The organism is Streptomyces sp. WMMC1477 (assembly GCF_027460245.1).
Classification (GTDB): Bacteria; Actinomycetota; Actinomycetes; order Streptomycetales; family Streptomycetaceae; genus Streptomyces.
Genome location: NZ_JAPZBD010000003.1, coordinates 903,008 through 920,603, shown reverse-complemented (window position 1 = coordinate 920,603; position 17,596 = coordinate 903,008). Strand labels below are relative to the sequence as shown.

The following is a 17,596-nucleotide window of genomic DNA, read 5'->3' as shown; positions in this document are numbered from 1 at the left end:
CCGCCGGTCCGGGGCACGGTCGGTCCGGGGCGCCAGCGCGGCGCCGACCTGCTGCCTGCGTCCGTCCTACCCGGTCTGGGTCTGCGGGGTGGCCCACGACGGGGTGTGTCGTGCCGCACCGGCGGTGCGACTACGTCACGGGCTCCGCCGCTTCCAGGCCGGCCAGGAGGGTGACCCAGGCGTCCAGCCAGCCTCTGACCGTCCCCGGGTCGTAGAGGTCGGTGGAGTACTCGGCGGTGAGTTCGCCCGAGCCGTCGGGGAGCGGAGTGAAGCCGAGGGTGCAGTCGCGGCGGGCGCCGGGCGGGTGGAGGTCGACCAGCTCCACGGTCAGGCCGGGCAGGTCGAGGGCGGTGTCCAGGGTGTTCTGGTACGTCATGCTGAACGGCAGCGGGGCGGGCACGTCCAGGTCGTGGTGGCGGGCCAGGCCCTCCCGGATGCGGCCGTACGGCAGCAGGTGGGCGATGCCCTCGACGAGTTGGGCGTGCACGCGTGCGCAGAGCGCCGCGAAGGTGTCGTCCCGCTCGCAGCGGACGCGCAGGGGCAGGGCCGTGGCGGTGCAGCTCACGAGGGACTGGGAGGCCGGGTCGGGGCGGTTGGCGTAGGAGGTGTTGAGGACGACCTCCGAGCGGCCGCTCAGGGTGGTCACCATCCGTACCGCCGCGGCCAGGGTGACGGCGAAGGGGGTGGTGCCGTGTCCGCGGGCGAAGGACTCCAGGGCCTCCCGGACCCGGGGTTCGACCGCGACGCGGTCGGTGGCCCCGCGGCCGGAGAGCCGCGGGGGCCGGGGCCGGTCCGGGGGAAGGTCGCACGCGGCCGAGGCGGCGGCCAGCTCGCGGGCCCAGAAGGCGAGACGGCGTCGTTCCTCGTACTCGTCCGGGGCCCGGGCGGCCTCGGCGCGGGCGTGGGCGACGCAGGAGGGGGCGGGCGGGAGTGCGGGGACGCCCGTGTCGCCGGCCGCCTGCCGGTAGAGGACGCCGAGTTCGTGCAGCAGGACGCTGAAGGCCCGCCCGTCGACCGTGACGTGGTGCAGGACGAGCACGAGCCGCCACTCCTCGTCCGCGAGCCGCAGCAGCCGCGTCCTGGGGTGGGTGCCCTCCGTCAGGTCGAAGGGGCGGCCGGCGAGTTCGGCGCAGGCCTCGGCGATCCGGGCCTCGCGGGCGGCGGGGGCGAGGGGGCGGAGGTCCTCGGTGGGCAGAGAGGCCGGGGCGGCGCGCAGGACCTCCTGCCACACCCCGTCCGCCGCCGGGACGAAGCGGCTGCGCAGCGCCTCGTGGCGGGCGGTCAGGGCGGTGAGGGCGCTGCCGAGTGCCTCGGGGGCCAGCGGTCCGCGCAGATCCATGGCGATCGCGACGTTCCACGTCTCCGGGCGGGTCTCGGCGGAGTGCCGCAGGGCCAGGTCGGCGGCCCCGTCGGCGGCGCGCTCGCGGGCGAGGACCACCGGTCTCCCGGCGGCCCAGGCGAGCAGTGGCTCCTTGTGGCGCCGCAGCGCCGCCTCCAGGGCGGGCCCGGCGGCGTCGGCGGGGGCGTCGTAGCGCAGCAGGCCGCCGTCCGGGGTGAGCCGGATGTCCCGGGCGGTCAGGTGCTCCAGCAGCGCTTCCAGGTCCAGCCTCTCCAGCGTGCTCACACCGCCCCCCGGACCCGTCCGGCACCGGGCGCGTCGTCGGTGACCCGCGCCCGCATGGCGCGCAGCGTCGGGCGGCGCAGGAACTCCACCACCGGGTAGTCGGTGCCGAACTCCTCGCTGACCCGTCCGGCGAGCCGGATCGCCCCGAGCGAGTCGCCGCCGAGGGTGAAGAAGGACGCGTCCTCCTCCAGTTCCTGCTCGGCGCAGTCGAGTTCGGCGGCCCACAGCTTCCGCAGCCGGGCGGTGGCGTCGACCGGCTCCGGGGCGGTCCGCCCCGCCGTGCCGTCCGGCCGGGGGACGCGCGCCTCCGGGAGCGCGGCGCGGTCGAGCTTGCCGTTGGCGTTCAGCGGCAGCGTCTCCAGGAGCGCCCAGCTGCGGGGCACCAGGTAGTCGGGCAGCAGCGCGGACAGCTCGCGCTCCACTCCGGCCAGGAACGCCGCCGGGTCGGCGGGGCGCGGGCCCGGCGGGACCACGTATCCGGCCAGGACCGACTCGCCCCTGCCGTCCTTGCGGCCCAGCACGGCGCCGTCGGCGACGGAGGGCAGGCTCCGCAGCGCGTGGGACGCCTCGGCGGGCTCCACCCGGAAGCCGCGGATCTTCACCTGGTCGTCCAGGCGCCCGTGGTAGAGCAGCCGCCCCTGTTCGTCGGTGCTCACGAGGTCGCCGGTGGCGTAGAGGACGTCCGGGTCCAGGTCCGGGCGGGTGCGGAAGCGTCGGGCGGTGCGTGCGGGGTCCCGGTGGTAGCCGGCGGCGACTCCGGCGCCGGTGAGGTGCAGCTCGCCCCGCTCGCCCGGGGCCACGGGGCGCCCGTCGGCGTCCAGGACGTGCAGCCGCGTGTTGTCGATCGGACGGCCGATGGGGACGGGTCCCTCGGCGGTGCCCCGGGGGGCGACGGTGTGCGCGGTCACCAGGACGGTCCCCTCGGTCGGCCCGTAGATGTTGACCGTCTCGTACGGGGCGGCGGCGGGCGGCCGGACCCGCAACGCGTCCCCGCCGGTGGCCAGGTGGCGCAGGCGCGGCTGCCGGTCGTCGGGCAGCGAGAGCAGCTGTTCGGCCAGCGCGGTGGGCAGGACGGCGAAGGTGACCTCCCGCGCGCCGTACCAGCGCGCCAGCGCCCGCGGGTCGAGGCGGACGTCGTCCCCGGCGACGGCCAGCGAGGCCCCGGCGGTCAGCGCGGGCCAGACCTCCAGCAGCGCGGCGTCGAAGCTCTGGCTGCACACCATCGCCGCCCGGGCGTTCGCGTCGGTGCCGAACCGGCGGTGCTGCCAGCGCACCATGTTGAGCAGTCCGCGGTGGGTGACGACGACGCCCTTGGGCGTGCCCTCGGAGCCGGAGGTGTAGATGACGCAGGCGGCCCGGTCGGGGTCCGGGTCGGCGGGCGGACGGTCCGGCAGGCCCGCGGCACCCGTCTCGTCGGCGAGAGAGAGCACCGCGACCGGCTCCGGCACGTCCGGCACCGGGGGAGCGTCGGGGTGAGTGAGCAGGAGCCGGGCGCCGCTGTCCCGCAGGACGGCAGAGACGCGCTGCGCGCCCAGGCCCGGGTCGAGCGGCAGGAAGGCGCGCCCGGAGCGCAGGACCGCGAGCTGGGCGGTCACCAGGGCGGCCGAGCGGGGCAGCCAGAGCGCCACCGGGGCGTCGGAGTCCGGCTCCGGGTCGGGCAGCCGACGGCGCAGCCGCTCGGCGCGCTGGAGGAGCCGCCCGTATCCGAGGGTGCCGTCGGCGTCCAGCACGGCCGGGCGGTCCGGGTGGGCGGCGGCCTGCTCCGCGACGAGGCGGTCGACCGTGGTCGCGGGCAGCGCCCGGCGCGGGCCGTGCAGGACACCGCGCAGGGCGCTCAGCGGCGCGTCGGGCGCGGCGACGGCGCGCCGCAGCACGTCGTCGAGCCGGGCCAGGAGGCCGGACGCGGTCTCCTCGTCGAACAGGTCGGTCTGGTACTCCAGTCGGCAGCCGATGCCCTGGGCGCTCGCGGTGAGGTAGAAGGCCAGGTCCACCAGCGCTTTGTCGGCGCCGATCGCCACCGCTTCCGCGCTCACCCCCGGCAGGTCCAGGGCGAAGGGCTCGCCGGTCTCGTACTCCACGAGCACCTGGAACACCGGTGAGCGGCTGACGTCGCGCCGCGCGGCGGTGGCCCGGACGACGGCGTCGAAGGGCGCGGCCGCGTGGTCGTAGGCGTCCAGCGTGGTGCGGCGGACCCGGGTGAGCAGGTCCCGGAAGGAGGGGTCCCCGGTCAGATCGAGCCGGAGGGCGAGGGTGTTGAGGAAGAAGCCGATGGTGTCCCGGCAGTCCTCCGGCCGTTCGCTGACCGGGGTGCCGACGACCAGGTCCCGCTGCCCGCTCACCTCGCCCAGCAGCGCGGCGCACCCGGCCAGCAGGGTCATGAACGGGGTGACGCGGGAGCCGCGGGCCAGCGCCCGGACGGCGTCGGCGAGTTCGGGGTCCAGCTCGCGGCGCACCCAGGAGCCGCGGGAACTCGGCACCTCGGGGCGTGGCCGGTCCGTGGGCAGGGACAGCACCGGCGGAGCGCCCCGCAGGGCGTCCCGCCAGTACGCGAGGTCCGTCTGCTGCCGGGCCGAGCCGAGCTCCGCGCGCAGCCGGGCGGCGTGCGTCACGTAGTCGGTGCCCGGGGCGGGGAGCTCGGCGGGGCCGCCGGTGAGGGCCGCGCGGTAGAGCGCGGACAGGTCGCGGCTGAACACCTCCAGCGAGGCGGCGTCCACGACGATGTGGTGGAAGCCCAGCACGAGCAGATGGCGGCGTTCGGCCAGCCGCAGCAGCCGGACGCGCCACAGCGGCCCGCGTTCCAGGTCGAAGCGGTGGGCGCCCTCGGCCGCCAGCGCCTCGCGCGCCACGTCGGCCTCGGCTCGCCCGGCGGCGTCCTCGACGATGAGCTCGGGGAGCGCGGGGGCACCGGCCGCGCCCGGCGGCCGGACCCGCTGGCGCGGTTCGCCGTCGACGGTGGCGAAGACCGTGCGCAGGGCGCCGTGCCGGTCCACCAGACGCGCGAACGCCTGGCGCAGTGCGGGCACGTCGAGCTCGCCGTCCAGCCGGACGACGCCCGCCTCGTTGTAGCCCGTGCCGCCGGGGTGCGTGCGCTGACTGATCCAGACGCGCTGCTGCCCCGGTGACAGCGGCCCCTCCCGGGGCTCCGGGGGAACCGGCGGAGAGGCGACGGGCGCGGGGGTTCCGGTGGCCCGGACGGACTCCCGCTCCTCGGGCCGCCGTCCGGCCTCGCGGTGGTCGTCGCCCTGGAAGTCGTCGTGGGAGGCGTCGTGGACCGCCCGGCGCAGGGCGTCCAGCCTCGGCAGGCCGTCCAGCAGCGCCCGCGGGGAGACGCCGAAGTCCACCAGGGCGGCGACCTCGTCCACGCCCGCCGCGCGCAGCCGCTCTATCACCGGGCGGCAGCTCTCCGGCGTGCCGATGAGTGCCCGCTGGTCGCAGTAGCGCTCGTAGGCGCGGCTGAAGACCGCCTCCAGGTCGCTCTCGCTCAGCGCGCCGAGGTCGATCCTGCCGCCCAGGCTGCTGGTCATCTGGCCGAAGAGGGAGAGCGAGGAGCGCATGTAGCGCAGCAGGGGCCGGTAGGCGGAGGTCCTGGCCCGCTCCTGGTCGTCGTCGAGATACGTGTGCAGCAGCACCGCCACGTGTCCGGCGTCGGGGTCCAGCCCTGCGGCCGCTCGGGCGCGCCGGTAGCGCCCGACGTTCTCGGCGAGCTGCTCGGGGGACTGGCCCATGAGGTTGGTGACCACGCCCAGGTCGTGCCGGGCCGCCCGCTCGTAGGATTCCGGGTTGCCCACGATCGCGGTGAACAGCGGCACCTCGTGCTGCACGGGACGCGGGTACAGGGTGATGTCCGCCTCGCCGTCCCCGGTGCGCCTGCGCAGCGTTCCACCGCGCCACAGCTCCCGCACCTGCTCGGCCTGCTCGTACATCAGCTCCCGGTGCGCGCCGAAGCGTTCGGGGAAGAAGACGAAGTCGCGGGCGTTCCAGCCCTGCGCGCAGCCGATGCCCACCCGGCCGCCGGAGAGGTTGTCCACGACCGACCACTCCTCGGCCACCCGGACCGGGTCGTGCAGCGGCAGCACCACGGAACCGGCGTTGAGCCGTATCCGTTCGGTCTCGCGGGCCAGGGCAGCCGCCAGGACGGACGGGTTCGGGAAGAGTCCGCCGAAGGAGTGGAAGTGCCGTTCGGGCAGCCAGAGCGCGTGGAAGCCGGCCCGGTCGGCGAAGCGGGCGGCCTCGGTGATGGTCTCGTAGGACGCGGCGGCGGTGGCTCCCTCGGCCTCCCCGTCGTCCTGCGGGTAGTCGCCGAAGAAGTACAGACTGAGTTCCGGGGCCGGACGCTCCGGAGCGTCCCGGCCGGCCGCCGTGGCGGGGGCGGAGGCGGCGCGGGCGGTCCCGGGAGCCACGGGGGCCGCGGCGGGCGGGGTGCGGCGGGGGAAGAAGCCCGCCGCGCGCAGCTCGCGCAGGGAGTCCACCACCGCGTCGTGCACCCGCGCGATGTCGCCCTCGTCGTGCGCGGTGGAGAAGAAGAAGTTCCGCCACTCCCAGACGTAGACGCCCTTGAGGATCAGGTGGTGGTAGAGGAGTTCCATGTTGGCGCGGTGCTCGAAGCGGAACATCGAGCCGAAGTGCGCCACGCGCAGCGGGAACTCCTCCTCGGCGAAGAGGCGGTTGAGCGAGTCCGCGAACTCCCGGGTACGGGCGTTGAGCCGCTCCTGGAGCGCGGGTCCCTGCTCGGTGAGGTGGCCGAGCACCGCGCGGGCGGCCGTCATGACCAGGGGGTGCTGGAGGTAGGTGCCGCCGAAGAAGGTGGTCTCGCGGGCCGGGTAGCTGTCGTCGCCGAAGCTCCAGGCGCCGCCGTCCACCCCGTCCAGCAGGTCCGCCCGCCCGGCGATGGCGCCCACCGGGTAGCCGCCGCCGAGCAGTTTCCCGTAGGTGGCCAGGTCCGGGACGACGCCGTAGAGCTCCTGGGCTCCGCGCGGGTGGGGGCGCAGCCCGGTGAGCATCTCGTCGAAGAGCAGGACGATGCCCCGGCGCGCCGTCAGCTCGCGCAGCCGTCGCACGAAGTCCACGGGCCGCAGCGACGGCCGGCGGCTCTGCACCGGTTCCACCAGGACGGCGGCGATGTCCTCGGCGTGCTCGGCGATGACCTCCAGGGCGACATCGTCGCCGTAGTCGAGCACGATCAGGTCGCTCATCGCACCGGGGGCGATGCCCGGGGACAGCGCTACGGTCGTGCGCTCGCCGCCCTGGACGACGCCGCGGCCCAGGGTGGCGTCGGCGTGGCCGTGGTACGCGCCGTGGAAGACGACGATCTTGTCCCGTCCGGTGGCGGCGCGGGCCAGCCGGATCGCGGAGGCGTTGGCCTCCGTGCCGGAGGTCGCGAAGGCGACCCGTTCCATCCCGGTGAGGGAGGCCAGGAGTTCGGCGGCCTCCCCTGCCTCCGGTCCGCGCGGGCCGAGCCGGAGCCCGCAGGCGAGGTGCTCGCGCAGCGCCTCGGTGAGGAACTCCGGTTCGTGGCCGAAGAGCAGGGTGCCGAAGCCCATGGTGATGTCGACGTAGTCGTTGCCGTCCACGTCGGTGAGCCGCGGGCCGCGGGCCCCGGCGGCCGCCAGGGGGTAGAGCATCTCCTTGGTGCTGCTGCGGAACCCGACCGTGGCCCGGCTGTCGGCGAGGACCCGGCGGTGCCGCTGGGCCAGCTCCTTGGAACGGGCGGTGCGGGCGGTGAAGCGCTGGATGACGTCGGCCAGGTGGGCCCGGGTGCCGGGGACGCCGTCGGCGGCCATCGAGGCGTCCCGCGGGACCGACACGCGCGGCCCGTGCACCACCGGCGGCGAGCCGGCCTCGGCCTCGGCGGCGGAGGACGGGGGCGGAGCCGCGGGTGTGGCGGGGGACGGGGGCGGAGTCGCGGGTATGGCGGGGGACGGCCCGGCGGGTGCGGTGCCGTGGAGCCGGGCGAGCTGCGCCTCGATCCGGGCGGAGAGCTCGGCGACCTCGTCCAGGGCGCTCATCGGGCCACCTGACCGTTCGGGCGGGCGGCGAGCTGGGCGTCCAGCAGCAGTGTGAGCTGCCGCATCAGCTGGGCCTGGTGTTCGGCCAGTTGCTCGATCCGGGCGGAGAGGTCGGCCAGCTGTGCCCGGGTCGCGTACGCGTCCTCGCCCGGCGCGGGGCCCGCCTCCCGGGCCGCCGGGGCCGCGGCCGGAGGCGTCGGGACGGCGGCCGCGGGTGCCCGGGGCGGGCGGACGGAGCCGTCCGCACCGTCCGGGGCCTCGGTGGCCGGTGTCGCACCGGCCGTGGCGTCGGTGGCCGGGGCTTCGGCGGCCCGGCCGCCGCGCTCGACGATCAGCCGTGCCAGCCGCAGCGGAGTGTCGGCCTCCTCGAACAGCTCGCGCATCCCGACCTTCACGCCGTAGCCGTGCTCCAGCTCCTGCAGCATGTTGATCATCTGCAGGGAGTCGGCGCCCAGGTCGAAGAAGGGCACCTCCGGGTCGCAGTCGGCGACGTCGACACCCAGATGTGTGGCCGTCCGGGCTCGCACGTCCGCCAGAATCGGCTCGAGTTCCCGCATCGTCTCCCCGTCTCCTTCGTCGGTTCCGGGCGTCGCCGCCACGGTGGGCTCGGCGAGTGCCGGCCCCGTCCAGTACCTCCGGCGCTGGAAGGCGTATCCGGGCAGCGGGATCCGCCCGCCGCCGCAGCCTTCGAGCAGCTCGGCCCAGTGCACCGGGTAGCCCCGGCAGTAGTGGGCGCCGAGCGCGTGCCACAGCGGGCGGGTCCCCGCCCGCGGGCGCTGGGTGGGCAGTGCCGTGAGCCGCGGGGACTCCCGCGCGGCCAGCCCGCTCAACACCGCGTCCGGACCGAGCTCCTGGACGAGTCCGCAGCCCGCCGCCGTGAGTTCGGTCAGCACGCGGTCGAAGCGCACGCTCTCCCGGGCGTGCCGGGCGAGCCAGTCCCCGTCCGGCGTGCTCCCGGCCGGGGCGAGGCCACCGTCCGGGCCGACGGCGTGGGGCACGCGGGCGGGCGCCCAGCCCACGGTGTCGGCCAGGGTGCGCAGCGCCGGCAGCACCGGGTCGACCAGCCGACTGTGGAAGGCCCGGTCCACCGCCAGCCGCCGGGACCGCGTGTTCCGCCCGGCCAGGTCCCGCGCGGCCTCGTCGACGACCGCCCCAGGACCGGCGACCACGTGGTGCCGCTCGCCGTTCACGACGGCCAGGCACAGCCGCGGATGCCGGGCGAGCAGCGCGTCGACGGCGGCCCGGTCGGTGAAGACCGCGAGCATGCCGCCGGGGGCGCACTCCCGTTCCATCAGCCGTCCCCGCTCGGCGGTCAGCCGCAGCCCGTCCGTCAGGGACAGCACCCCGGCGGCGTGCAGGGCGGCGAAGTCGCCCACGCTGTGCCCGGCGACCAGGTCCGGCGCGGGGCCGAGCTCGCGCCAGAGCCGTACCTGGGCCGCCTGCAGGGCGTAGAGCGCCGGCTGACCGGTGCCGGTGCCCGGCGGCCGGTCGCCCTCCGTACCCAGCAGTTCGGCCAGCAGGGACGCGTCGTACGCGTCCCGGTACTGCTCCTCGCAGGCGTCCAGCACCTCGCGCACGGGGGCGAAACGGGCGTACAGCTCCCTCGCCATACCGCGCCGTGCCCCGCCCTGACCGCTGAACACCCAGGCCAGCGGGGCCTGCTCCGCCCGCGGCGTCACCCCGCTGGACCAGCCGTCGCCGCTCGCGGGGGCCGGTGAGGCCGGATCTTCGTCCCGCGCCCCGGCGGCGAGGAAGGCGTCCAGCGACCGGGCGACACCGGCCGGGTCCTCGCCGGTCAGGGCCAGCCGGTGCCGCAGTGCGCGGCGGCCGAGCCCCAGCGTGGTCGCCAGGTCCGCCTGCCGGACGTCGGGGTGCAGGGCGAGATGCCGCCGCAGCCGCCGTGCCCCCGCGACCAGCGCCGCGTGATCCCGCCCCGAGAGCGGCACGACGCCGGGCGCCGGGACAGCGGGAACGGCCGGCACGGCGCGGGTGGCCGAAACCGCGGGGGCAGCGGGAGGAGCCGGGGCCGCGGGGGCCGGTGGGGCGGGCGTGCGGGCGGTGGGCCGTGCCGTGCCGGTCGGCAGCGCCGTGCCCGGGGCCGCGGCGCGGCTCGGGGGCTGCTCGACGATCGCGTGCGCGTTGGTGCCGCCCACCCCGAGTGAGGTCAGCCCGGCCAGCCGCGGGCCGTCGCCCTCCGGCCAGCGGTGGGCGCGGGCGGGCAGACGGAAGGGGCCGCCCTCCAGCGTCAGCAGCGGGTTGGGCGCGGTGAGTCCGGCCAGCGGCGGGATGGTGCCGTACCGGACGACCAGCGCGGCCTTGATCAGCCCGGCCAGGCCCGAGCACACGTCCAGATGGCCGATGTTGGCCTTCACCGAGCCCAGGGCGCAGTAGCCGGTCCGCGCGCTCTGCTCCCGGTGCACCCGGGCCAGCGCCGCGTACTCGATCGGGTCGCCCTTGTAGGTGCCGGTGCCGTGGGTCTCGACGTAGCCGAGCCGGTCCGCCGTGGTCTCGGCGGCGGCCAGCGCGGCCCGGATGACGGCGCGTTGACCTCGTGCGGAGGGCTCGGTGAAGTGTCGTTTCGCCCCGCCGTCGTTGTTCAGGGCGGTACCGCGCAGCACCGCGTGCACGGTGTCGCCGTCGGCCAGGGCGCGGTCGAGGCGTTTGAGCACCACCGCGGCCACCCCGTTGCCGCCCACCGTGCCGTCGGCCTCGGCGCTGAACGGCAGGCAGCGGCCGGTGCGGGAGAGGATGCTTCCCTTGACGTGCGGGTAGCCCAGCACCTGGGGCACGTGCAGCGCGGCGGCGCCCACCAGCGCCAGGTCGGCGTCTCCGGTCAGCAGGGCCTGCCGGGCGAGGTGGACGGCGGCCAGCGAGCTGGAGCACGCGGTCTGCACGCCCACCGCCGGGCCGGTCAGCCCGAGCCGGAAGGCCGTCCGGCTCGCGGTGAAGTCCGCGTAGCCGCCGACCGTTCGGTGCAACCCGTACATCCAGCCACCGTCGTCGGGCCCGGCCAGCGACTGCTGGTGCAGGTAGGAGCGCAGCCCGTAGAGGTGGTATCCGGTGCTGGCGTACACGGCGGTGCGCAGGCCGCGCTGGCCGCCCGCGTACCCGGCGTGTTCGAGCGCGTGGTGGGCGCACTCCAGGAACAGCCGTTGCTGGGGGTCCGTCAGTTCCGCCTCGGTGCCGCTCATGGAGAAGAACGGCGCGTCGAAGCGGTCGATGCCGGGGATGGTGGCGGTCGCCCCGACGAAGCCCTCCGCCTCGGCCGTCTCGCGGGGCACCCCGGCCCTGACGAGCTCCTCGGGGGTGTACCGCCGGATGTGGCTGGTGCCGGAGCGGATGGTGTGCCAGAACGCCTCGGGGGAGTCGGCGCCCGGCAGCCGCAGAGCCATGCCGACCAGGGCGATCCGCCGCCGCGTGGCGCCGGCGCTCACGGTGTGGCTCCGTCGTCGGCGCGGGCTGCTTCGGGGCGCCCGGACGGCGTCGTCCGGGCGCCCGGCACCGCGGCGCCGGGCTTCGGGGCGGGCCCCCGCGCGGCGGCGGTCCGATCACCCTCGGCACCGTCATCACCCTCGGCGCCGTCGGCGTGGCCGGTGGCGGCCGCCAGCCGCCGGTGTGCCAGGAGCAGGGCGAGACCGCAGACCAGGGCCGCGCCGTGCATGACGCCGACCACCGTCAGCGGCGTGTACCGCTCCATCAGCGCGGCGCTGACGAGCATGCCCACGCCGAAGCTGGTGTTCTCCACCGTCACGCACAGCCCGAACACCGCGCCCCGCCGCTTCTCCGGAAGGGCCTGGAGCCGCGAGATGTAGGTGTTCTCGGTGAAGCCGTCGGCCATGCCCGCGAGCAGCGTCACCGGGACGGCCAGCCACAGCGGCAGGCCGGTGAAGGCCAGGATGAAGGCGGCCGACATCACCATGACGCCCACCGCGAAGGCGCGCTCCGAGGGTGCCCCGTGCCGCTTGGCGTACCGGGTGACCAGCCGCTGGGCGAGGATGTTGCCCACCGCCCAGATGGCCCAGAACTGGCTGATGAACACGGCCGGGTGCGCCGGGTCCAGCGCGCGGGACTGGATCGGCAGGCCCACGTTGTGCGCGGACGAGCCGAAGCCGTCCACGGCCCGGACCATGAGCAGCATCAGCACCAGCGGGTAGAGCCGCAGGAAGCCGAGGAGCGCCCAGCGGCCGAGCCATCCGGAGACCCGTCCCGCGCCCCGCGCCGCGGCCCGGCCCGGGGCCGCCTCCCCGCCCTCACCCTCGTCCTCCTCGTCGCCCGTGCGGGTGCGCAACGGCAGCCAGGCGAGGTTGAGCGCGGCCAGCAGGAAGGTTCCGGCGACCAGGACGAAGGCCGCGGTGTAGCCGAGCAGCGAGACGACGACGCCGGCCGAGGCGAACCCGGCCACCATCGCCACCGAACGGCAGCTCGCCAGCAGCCCGTTGGCCCAGACGCGCTGGTCGGCGCCGACCATGGCCGGGATCGCGGTCCGCAGGGCGACGGTGGAGGACGTCGAACACAGCCCCGCCACGCACACCACCCCGTACAGGAGCGCGTTTCCGGTGGTGTCCTGGAACACGGCCAGGCTGAGCAGCGCTGTTCCCTGGGCGAATTCGGCCAGGACCAGGACCCGCTTCAGATCGAATCGATGGGACAGGGAGCCCATGAGCGCGCCGCCGGCCACCCCGGCGAACAGCCGGAGCGCCATGAGTAACCCGGTCTGCAGGGCGCTGCCGGTCGTCTCGTAGGCGAACAGGTTCAGTGCGATGAGATTGAGGAAGACGCCGTACGCGGACACCGCGTGTCCGGCCACGAGGAAACGGAAGTATCGCACTATGTGAATTCCCTGCGCTGAAAAAGCGGTCACTGAATCCGGACGATTTCCCCATGGGAGAGCTCGAGGGAGAATATGCCCGGAGCAGGCTACGCGCGTCAATGGTGCTCAGGACCCCAAGTAGCCGCTGTCGCAACGGAGTTCCGTGACGGTCCGTGAACGTCTGAGGTGCGGACGGGCCTGCGCGGGGTGGCGGTCCCGCAGCGTGGTCATCCGGAGTGCCGGACATCGCGTTCGCTCAGCGGGGCACCGGCGGGTCGCACACTGGGACGTACCGTGTGGAAAGTCGGGAACCGGACCTTCCGTGTATCCCGGATCGTGTCGTCCGTGCCGTGGCGTTCTCCGCCACCGGGGTGCGCGTCAGCGCGCCGGATTCCCCGGAGCCGATGCGAATCCGGAGAAGAATCGGAACGGAGGCTGCGGCGGCGACGCGCATTTCCCGCCCGACGACGCCCGCGGTCTGGCCTCTCCGTAGAGTCAGGAGGCATTTCGTGGCCTGACCCGGATATCGCCCGGTATCGCGTCCGCCCCGACGGGTACCCGTCGGGCTGTCAGGGAACCAGGTCTTCCGACCGAAGGAGCCGCGCACCGTGTCCTACCACCGCACCGTCCGCCTGGCCACCACCGACTTCGACGCCGCCGTCGCCGCCGTCCGGCAGGCCCTGGCCGACCAGGGATTCGGTGTGCTCACCGAAATCGACGTGACGGCCACCCTGAAGACCAAGCTCGACCATGACATGGAGGACTACCTGATCCTGGGTGCCTGCAACCCGCCCCTGGCCCACCGCGCCCTGGAAGCCGACCGTTCCATCGGCTTGCTCCTGCCGTGCAACGTCGTCGTCCGGCGGGACGGCGACCACGTGCTCGTCCAGGCCCTCGACCCGGGCACCATGGTCACCCTCACGGGTCTCGACGCCCTCGGACCTGTCGCCGAGGAGGCCACCGCCCGCCTGGACGCCGCCCTGCACGCCCTGTCCCCCGGCTGACCGCCCGGGTGAGAGGATCAGGAGAGGGAGAGGAAGAGCTTCTCCATCTTCCGGGTGTCGAGGCTGTCGGCGCCGCCCTCCCGGCTCAGGCACTCCTTGAGGCCGCTGGCGACGATGGCGAAGCCGGCCCGGTCCAGCGCGCGGTTGGCCGCGGCGAGTTGGGTGATGACCTCCTCGCAGTCGCGCCCTTCCTCCAGCATGCGTACGACGCCGACGAGCTGGCCCTGGGCACGCTTGAGGCGGTTGGCGGCCGATCGCGCCTCGTCGGCGGGGAGCTGGACCATGGGTTTCTTCCTTTCACCGGGCCGGTCCGGGCCCCGGCCGCCGTCACCGGCCGGGGCTCTGAGTGGCGAGGGAGGCGCGGACCTCGTTCATGTCGAGTCCGCGGACGGCGGTGATCAGCTGGTCCAGGGCCTGCGGCGGCAGGGCGCCGGGCTGGGAGAAGACCAGGATGCCTTCGCGGAAGGCCATCAGAGTGGGGATCGAGGTGATGTCCGCGGCGGCGGCGAGCGCCCGTTCCGCCTCGGTGTCGACCTTGCCGAAGAGGATGTCGGAGTGGGCCTCGGAGGCCTTCTCGTAGACGGGGGCGAACATCCGGCACGGTCCGCACCAGGTGGCCCAGAAGTCGACCAGGACGATGTCGTTGCCGGTGACGGTCTTCTCGAAGTCCGCGGCGGTGAGGGCGACGGTGCTCACGGGATCGTTCCTTCCGTTGTGTGAGAGCGGTGGCATTAATACCCCTTGGGGTAAAGAACACCGGAACGTGGCCGTTCATTCCCCAGACGGCACGGCATACCGCTGCCCCGGCGCGCCGAGGGTGGTACGCCGGGGCAGCGGTGTAGTGCCGGGACGGGGGTCAGGTTGGGTGGACGGCCCGGCGCAGCGGGCAGCGGGCGACGAAGCCGTAGCAGACCCCCGCTCCGGCGCCCAGCGCGGCGATGGCCGCCAGGACCGGGACCGCTATGTGCGCGGGGACCTGCTGGGCCAGGACGAAGATGCCCATGGCCAGCACGAACCAGGCGAAGAGCCGGGAGAGGACGTGGGCGGGCACGCGTCCGGCCAGCCGGGCCCCGGCGAGGCTGCCGGCGACCGCGAAGGCGGTGACGGCCAGGGCCAGGGTCCAGTCGATCGGGACGCTTGACAGGTAGCCGGCGAAGCCCGCGGCGGACTTCATCGCGATGACCAGCAGCGACGTGCCGATGGCCACCGGGATGGGCAGGCCGCCGAGCAGGGCCAGGGCGGGGACGACGAGGAAGCCGCCGCCCGCGCCGACCAGGCCGGTGGCCAGGCCGACCGCCGCGCCGTCCAGCAGGACCCGTCCTACCGGGAGCTGCCGGTGGGCTCGGTGCGGGTCGACATCGCGGCGGCCGCGGAGCATGGCGGCGGCCGTGACGATCATCATGACCGCGAAGGCGATCAGGAGGACCGCGTCGGGGATGTGGCCGCCGATGAGTCCGCCGGTGTAGGCGCCGGCCATGCCGGCCGCTCCGAACAGGACGCCGGTGCGCCAGCGGACCCGTCCGCCGCGGGCGTGGTTGACCAGGCCCACGGCGGAGGTGACGCCGACGACGAACAGGGAGGTGGCGATGGCCTCCTTGGCGTCCATGCCCGCGACGTAGACCAGCAGCGGCACGGTGAGGATCGACCCGCCTCCCCCGAGCAGGCCGAGGGATACGCCGACCAGCAGGGCGAGGGCCAGGACGAGCGTCAGCGTCATGACGTTCACCTGCCGTGGGCGAGCTGGGCTACGGCCTTGCGCGGGTCGAAGGACGGTGTGCGGTTCCACGGCATCCTCGACAGCAGCACGCCCATGGCGCAGGTGTTGCTGATCGCGGCGAAGGCCAGTCCGCCGCCGACGAACGCGGACAGCGCCTGGAGGCCGGGGAGGAAGAAGCTGCCGACGGCACCGAGCAGCACCAGGGCCCCGGCGGCCAGGCGGACCTGGCGCTCCATGTCCCAGCGCTCCTGGCCGTAGTTGGTCGGTGCCCCGGACTTCTCCCACGCGGTCATGCCGCCCGACAGGACCGCCAGACCGGGCAGTCCCGCCTCGGCGAGCGCGCGTTCGGCCTGGTCGGCGCGCTGGCCGGAGCGGCACACCAGCACCACGTCGGTGTCCAGGTGCCTGGTCAGCTCCTCACGGTGCTCACGGAGGGTGTCCAGAGGGACGTTGTAGGCGCCGGGAATGTGCGCTCCCTCGAACTCGGCCGGGGAGCGGACGTCGAGCAGGCGCGGCGGGTGGGGCGAGTCGAGCTTGGCGCGCAGTGCGTCGGCGGTCAGGCCGCGGGGTGTGGTGGGGGTGGTCACGCGTTGGTCTCCTGTCGGTTGTCGGAGGTTGCGGAGGTCGCGGAGGTCGCGGGCGTCTCGGAGGGGAGGGCGCACAGCCCCAGGTCGAGGGCGTGGTCGAAGCTGTCGTCGACGGCGACGACGTCGCGGCCGCGGGCGTGGAGCAGTGCGGCGACCACTCCGGCGCGGTAGCCTCCGGCGCAGTGCACCCAGACGCGGCCCGCGGGGATCTCCCCGAGACGGTCCGGCACCTCGTGGACGGGGATGTGCACCGTGCCGGGGATGTGCGCCTCTGAGCGCTCCTGGTCCCGGCGTACGTCCAGGACGACGACGTCATCGCCGGTCAGGGCGGCCTTCAGAGCGCCGAAGGTGGCGCGCTCGTAGGCGGCCGGGGGCTCGCCGCCGGCCCAGTCCTCGGGGCCGCCGGTGGCCATCGCGGCCGGGCGGTCGATGCCGATGCGGACCAGCTCGCGCTGGGCCTCGGCCACGTCCCCGGCGCTCTGCCCGAGCAGGGTGAGCGGGGTGCCCCACGGAATCAGCCAGCCCAGATAGGTGACGAACGGGCCGTCCAGGCCGAAGTTGAGACTGCCGGCCAGATGTCCGGCGGCGAAGGCCGTACGGTCGCGCAGGTCCACCACCCACTCGCCGGCCTCGATCCTGCGGCGCAGCTCGGCCGGATCCGCCACGGACGGCGGGGACAGGTCCGGCGCGCCGGGGCCTGCGGAGTTGGCCGGGCCCATGTGGGCGTAATAGGCGGGGTAGGCGTCCAGGCCGGCCAGAAGCTGGGCGACGTAGGCCTCCTCGTCGGCGGTCAGCGCGGTGTTGGTCCGCTTCTCCTGCCCGATGGTGCTGGCCAGGCCGGTGGCCTGGGTCGCGGAGCAGAAGGAGCCGAACCCGTGGGTGGGGTAGACGGCCGTCTCGTCGGGCAGTTCGTCCGCCAGCCGTCGCGCCGAGCGCCACTGGGCGCGTACCAGGGTGTCGGTGTGGTCAGGGCCCAGCAGGTCGGGGCGTCCGGTGGAGCCGTACAGCAGGGAGCCGCCGGTGAACACCGCGACCTGCTCCCCGTCGGCCTCCAGGGCGTAGGAGAGGTGCGTGTGAGTGTGGCCCGGGGTGTGGATCACCCGCACCCGCATGCCGTCGCCGACCTCGATCAGCTGGCCGTCGCACACCGCGGTCCGCTCGTAGGACACCTCGTCGTCGGCGTTGACCAGGTACTGCGCGCCGACCTCGCGGGCCAGGGCCAGGCCGCCGGTGACGTAGTCGTTGTGGATGTGCGTCTCGAACACGTGCGTGATCCGCACTCCGGCGGCGTCGGCCAGCGCGGTCACGCGGTCGTAGTCACGCTGAGGATCGACCACCAGTGCCACGGAGCCGTCGTGGGCGAGGTAGGTGCGGTCGCCCAGGCCGGGGGTCTCGACAGGCAGAACGGTGATCATCGCGTCTCCTCGGAGCCGGCGGGGGCGGCGGGCGTGCCGGGCTCGTCACCCGTCACCACGGGGCGGCCCTCGTCGATCCAGGCGGCGGTGCCGCCGCTGACGCTGTGGGCGTCGTAGCCCAGGTCGCGGAGCAGGGAGGTCGCCTGCGCGCTGCGGCCGCCGCTCTGGCAGATCACGTGGACCGGCCGGTCCTTGGGCAGTGCGGCGAGGTCCAGGGTGAGGACGGCCAGCGGCGCCGACCGGGCGCCGGGGACGTGGCCGGCGCGGTACTCGCCGCTGTTGCGGACGTCGACGACGAGGGCACCTGCGGCGTGCGCCTCGGCGAACCTCTGCTGGTCGATCTCGGGAACCATGCGGGGAACTCCTGCCTGCTTGTCGTGATTGATACCCGGGGGGGGGTATGCACGGCTCAACCGTAACAAGACTTCGTTTAT

General features: G+C 74.8%; 11 protein-coding genes. 1 reads left to right on the top strand and 10 read right to left on the bottom strand.

Annotated features, from left to right (window positions below; all coding sequences use genetic code 11):
• Positions 1-130: 130 nt before the first annotated feature.
• The 4 genes from O7609_RS04465 to O7609_RS04450 are packed head-to-tail and all read right to left on the bottom strand — an operon-like array spanning position 131 to position 12,457.
• On the bottom strand, positions 131-1,624 hold the full coding sequence (locus O7609_RS04465) for a condensation domain-containing protein (RefSeq protein ID WP_269733601.1): 1,494 nt from the start codon (positions 1,622-1,624) through the stop codon (positions 131-133).
• On the bottom strand, positions 1,621-7,629 hold the full coding sequence (locus O7609_RS04460; RefSeq protein ID WP_269743105.1) for a MupA/Atu3671 family FMN-dependent luciferase-like monooxygenase: 6,009 nt from the start codon (positions 7,627-7,629) through the stop codon (positions 1,621-1,623). The genes O7609_RS04465 and O7609_RS04460 overlap by 4 nt, the downstream gene beginning before the upstream one ends.
• Positions 7,626-11,063, bottom strand: coding sequence for a type I polyketide synthase (locus O7609_RS04455; RefSeq protein WP_269733599.1), 3,438 nt, complete (start codon positions 11,061-11,063; stop codon positions 7,626-7,628). Before O7609_RS04455 ends, O7609_RS04460 begins: the two co-directional genes overlap by 4 nt.
• Positions 11,060-12,457 carry an MFS transporter gene (locus tag O7609_RS04450; RefSeq protein ID WP_269743104.1) on the bottom strand — a complete coding sequence of 466 codons (1,398 nt, stop codon included), beginning with the start codon at positions 12,455-12,457 and terminating at the stop codon, positions 11,060-11,062. Before O7609_RS04450 ends, O7609_RS04455 begins: the two co-directional genes overlap by 4 nt.
• Positions 12,458-13,047: 590 nt before the next feature.
• Between O7609_RS04450 and O7609_RS04445 the strand changes: the two genes are divergently transcribed.
• The gene (locus tag O7609_RS04445; RefSeq protein ID WP_269733597.1) at positions 13,048-13,443 is read left to right on the top strand and encodes a DUF302 domain-containing protein; all 396 of its coding nucleotides are present in this window, start codon (positions 13,048-13,050) and stop codon (positions 13,441-13,443) included.
• A gap of 17 nt (positions 13,444-13,460) precedes the next feature.
• Here O7609_RS04445 and O7609_RS04440 read toward each other — a convergent pair whose 3' ends face one another.
• The 6 genes from O7609_RS04440 to O7609_RS04415 all read right to left on the bottom strand — a co-directional run bounded on the left by O7609_RS04440 (position 13,461) and on the right by O7609_RS04415 (position 17,515).
• Complete coding sequence (locus O7609_RS04440; RefSeq protein ID WP_269733596.1) at positions 13,461-13,727, bottom strand: metal-sensitive transcriptional regulator; 267 nt, start codon at positions 13,725-13,727, stop codon at positions 13,461-13,463.
• A gap of 43 nt (positions 13,728-13,770) precedes the next feature.
• Entirely contained in the window at positions 13,771-14,139 is a 369-nt protein-coding gene (trxA, locus tag O7609_RS04435; protein WP_269733595.1) for a thioredoxin, read from the bottom strand.
• A 160-nt stretch (positions 14,140-14,299) separates the two neighbouring features.
• Positions 14,300-15,160, bottom strand: a complete 861-nt coding sequence (locus O7609_RS04430; protein ID WP_269743103.1) for a sulfite exporter TauE/SafE family protein — start codon at positions 15,158-15,160, stop codon at positions 14,300-14,302.
• A gap of 5 nt (positions 15,161-15,165) precedes the next feature.
• Complete coding sequence (locus tag O7609_RS04425; RefSeq protein ID WP_269743102.1) at positions 15,166-15,747, bottom strand: rhodanese-like domain-containing protein; 582 nt, start codon at positions 15,745-15,747, stop codon at positions 15,166-15,168.
• Positions 15,744-17,162, bottom strand: coding sequence for an MBL fold metallo-hydrolase (locus tag O7609_RS04420; RefSeq protein WP_269733592.1), 1,419 nt, complete (start codon positions 17,160-17,162; stop codon positions 15,744-15,746). Before O7609_RS04420 ends, O7609_RS04425 begins: the two co-directional genes overlap by 4 nt.
• On the bottom strand, positions 17,159-17,515 hold the full coding sequence (locus O7609_RS04415; RefSeq protein ID WP_269733591.1) for a rhodanese-like domain-containing protein: 357 nt from the start codon (positions 17,513-17,515) through the stop codon (positions 17,159-17,161). The genes O7609_RS04420 and O7609_RS04415 overlap by 4 nt, the downstream gene beginning before the upstream one ends.
• Between the last annotated feature and the right edge of the window lie 81 nt (positions 17,516-17,596).

Coding starts and splice junctions, on each gene's coding strand:
- O7609_RS04460 (WP_269743105.1), bottom strand. CDS start 7,629: ATGAGCGCCCTGGACGAGGTCGCCGAGCTCTCCGCCCGGATCGAGGCG.
- O7609_RS04440 (WP_269733596.1), bottom strand. CDS start 13,727: ATGGTCCAGCTCCCCGCCGACGAGGCGCGATCGGCCGCCAACCGCCTC.
- O7609_RS04430 (WP_269743103.1), bottom strand. CDS start 15,160: ATGACGCTGACGCTCGTCCTGGCCCTCGCCCTGCTGGTCGGCGTATCC.
- O7609_RS04420 (WP_269733592.1), bottom strand. CDS start 17,162: ATGATCACCGTTCTGCCTGTCGAGACCCCCGGCCTGGGCGACCGCACC.
- O7609_RS04415 (WP_269733591.1), bottom strand. CDS start 17,515: ATGGTTCCCGAGATCGACCAGCAGAGGTTCGCCGAGGCGCACGCCGCA.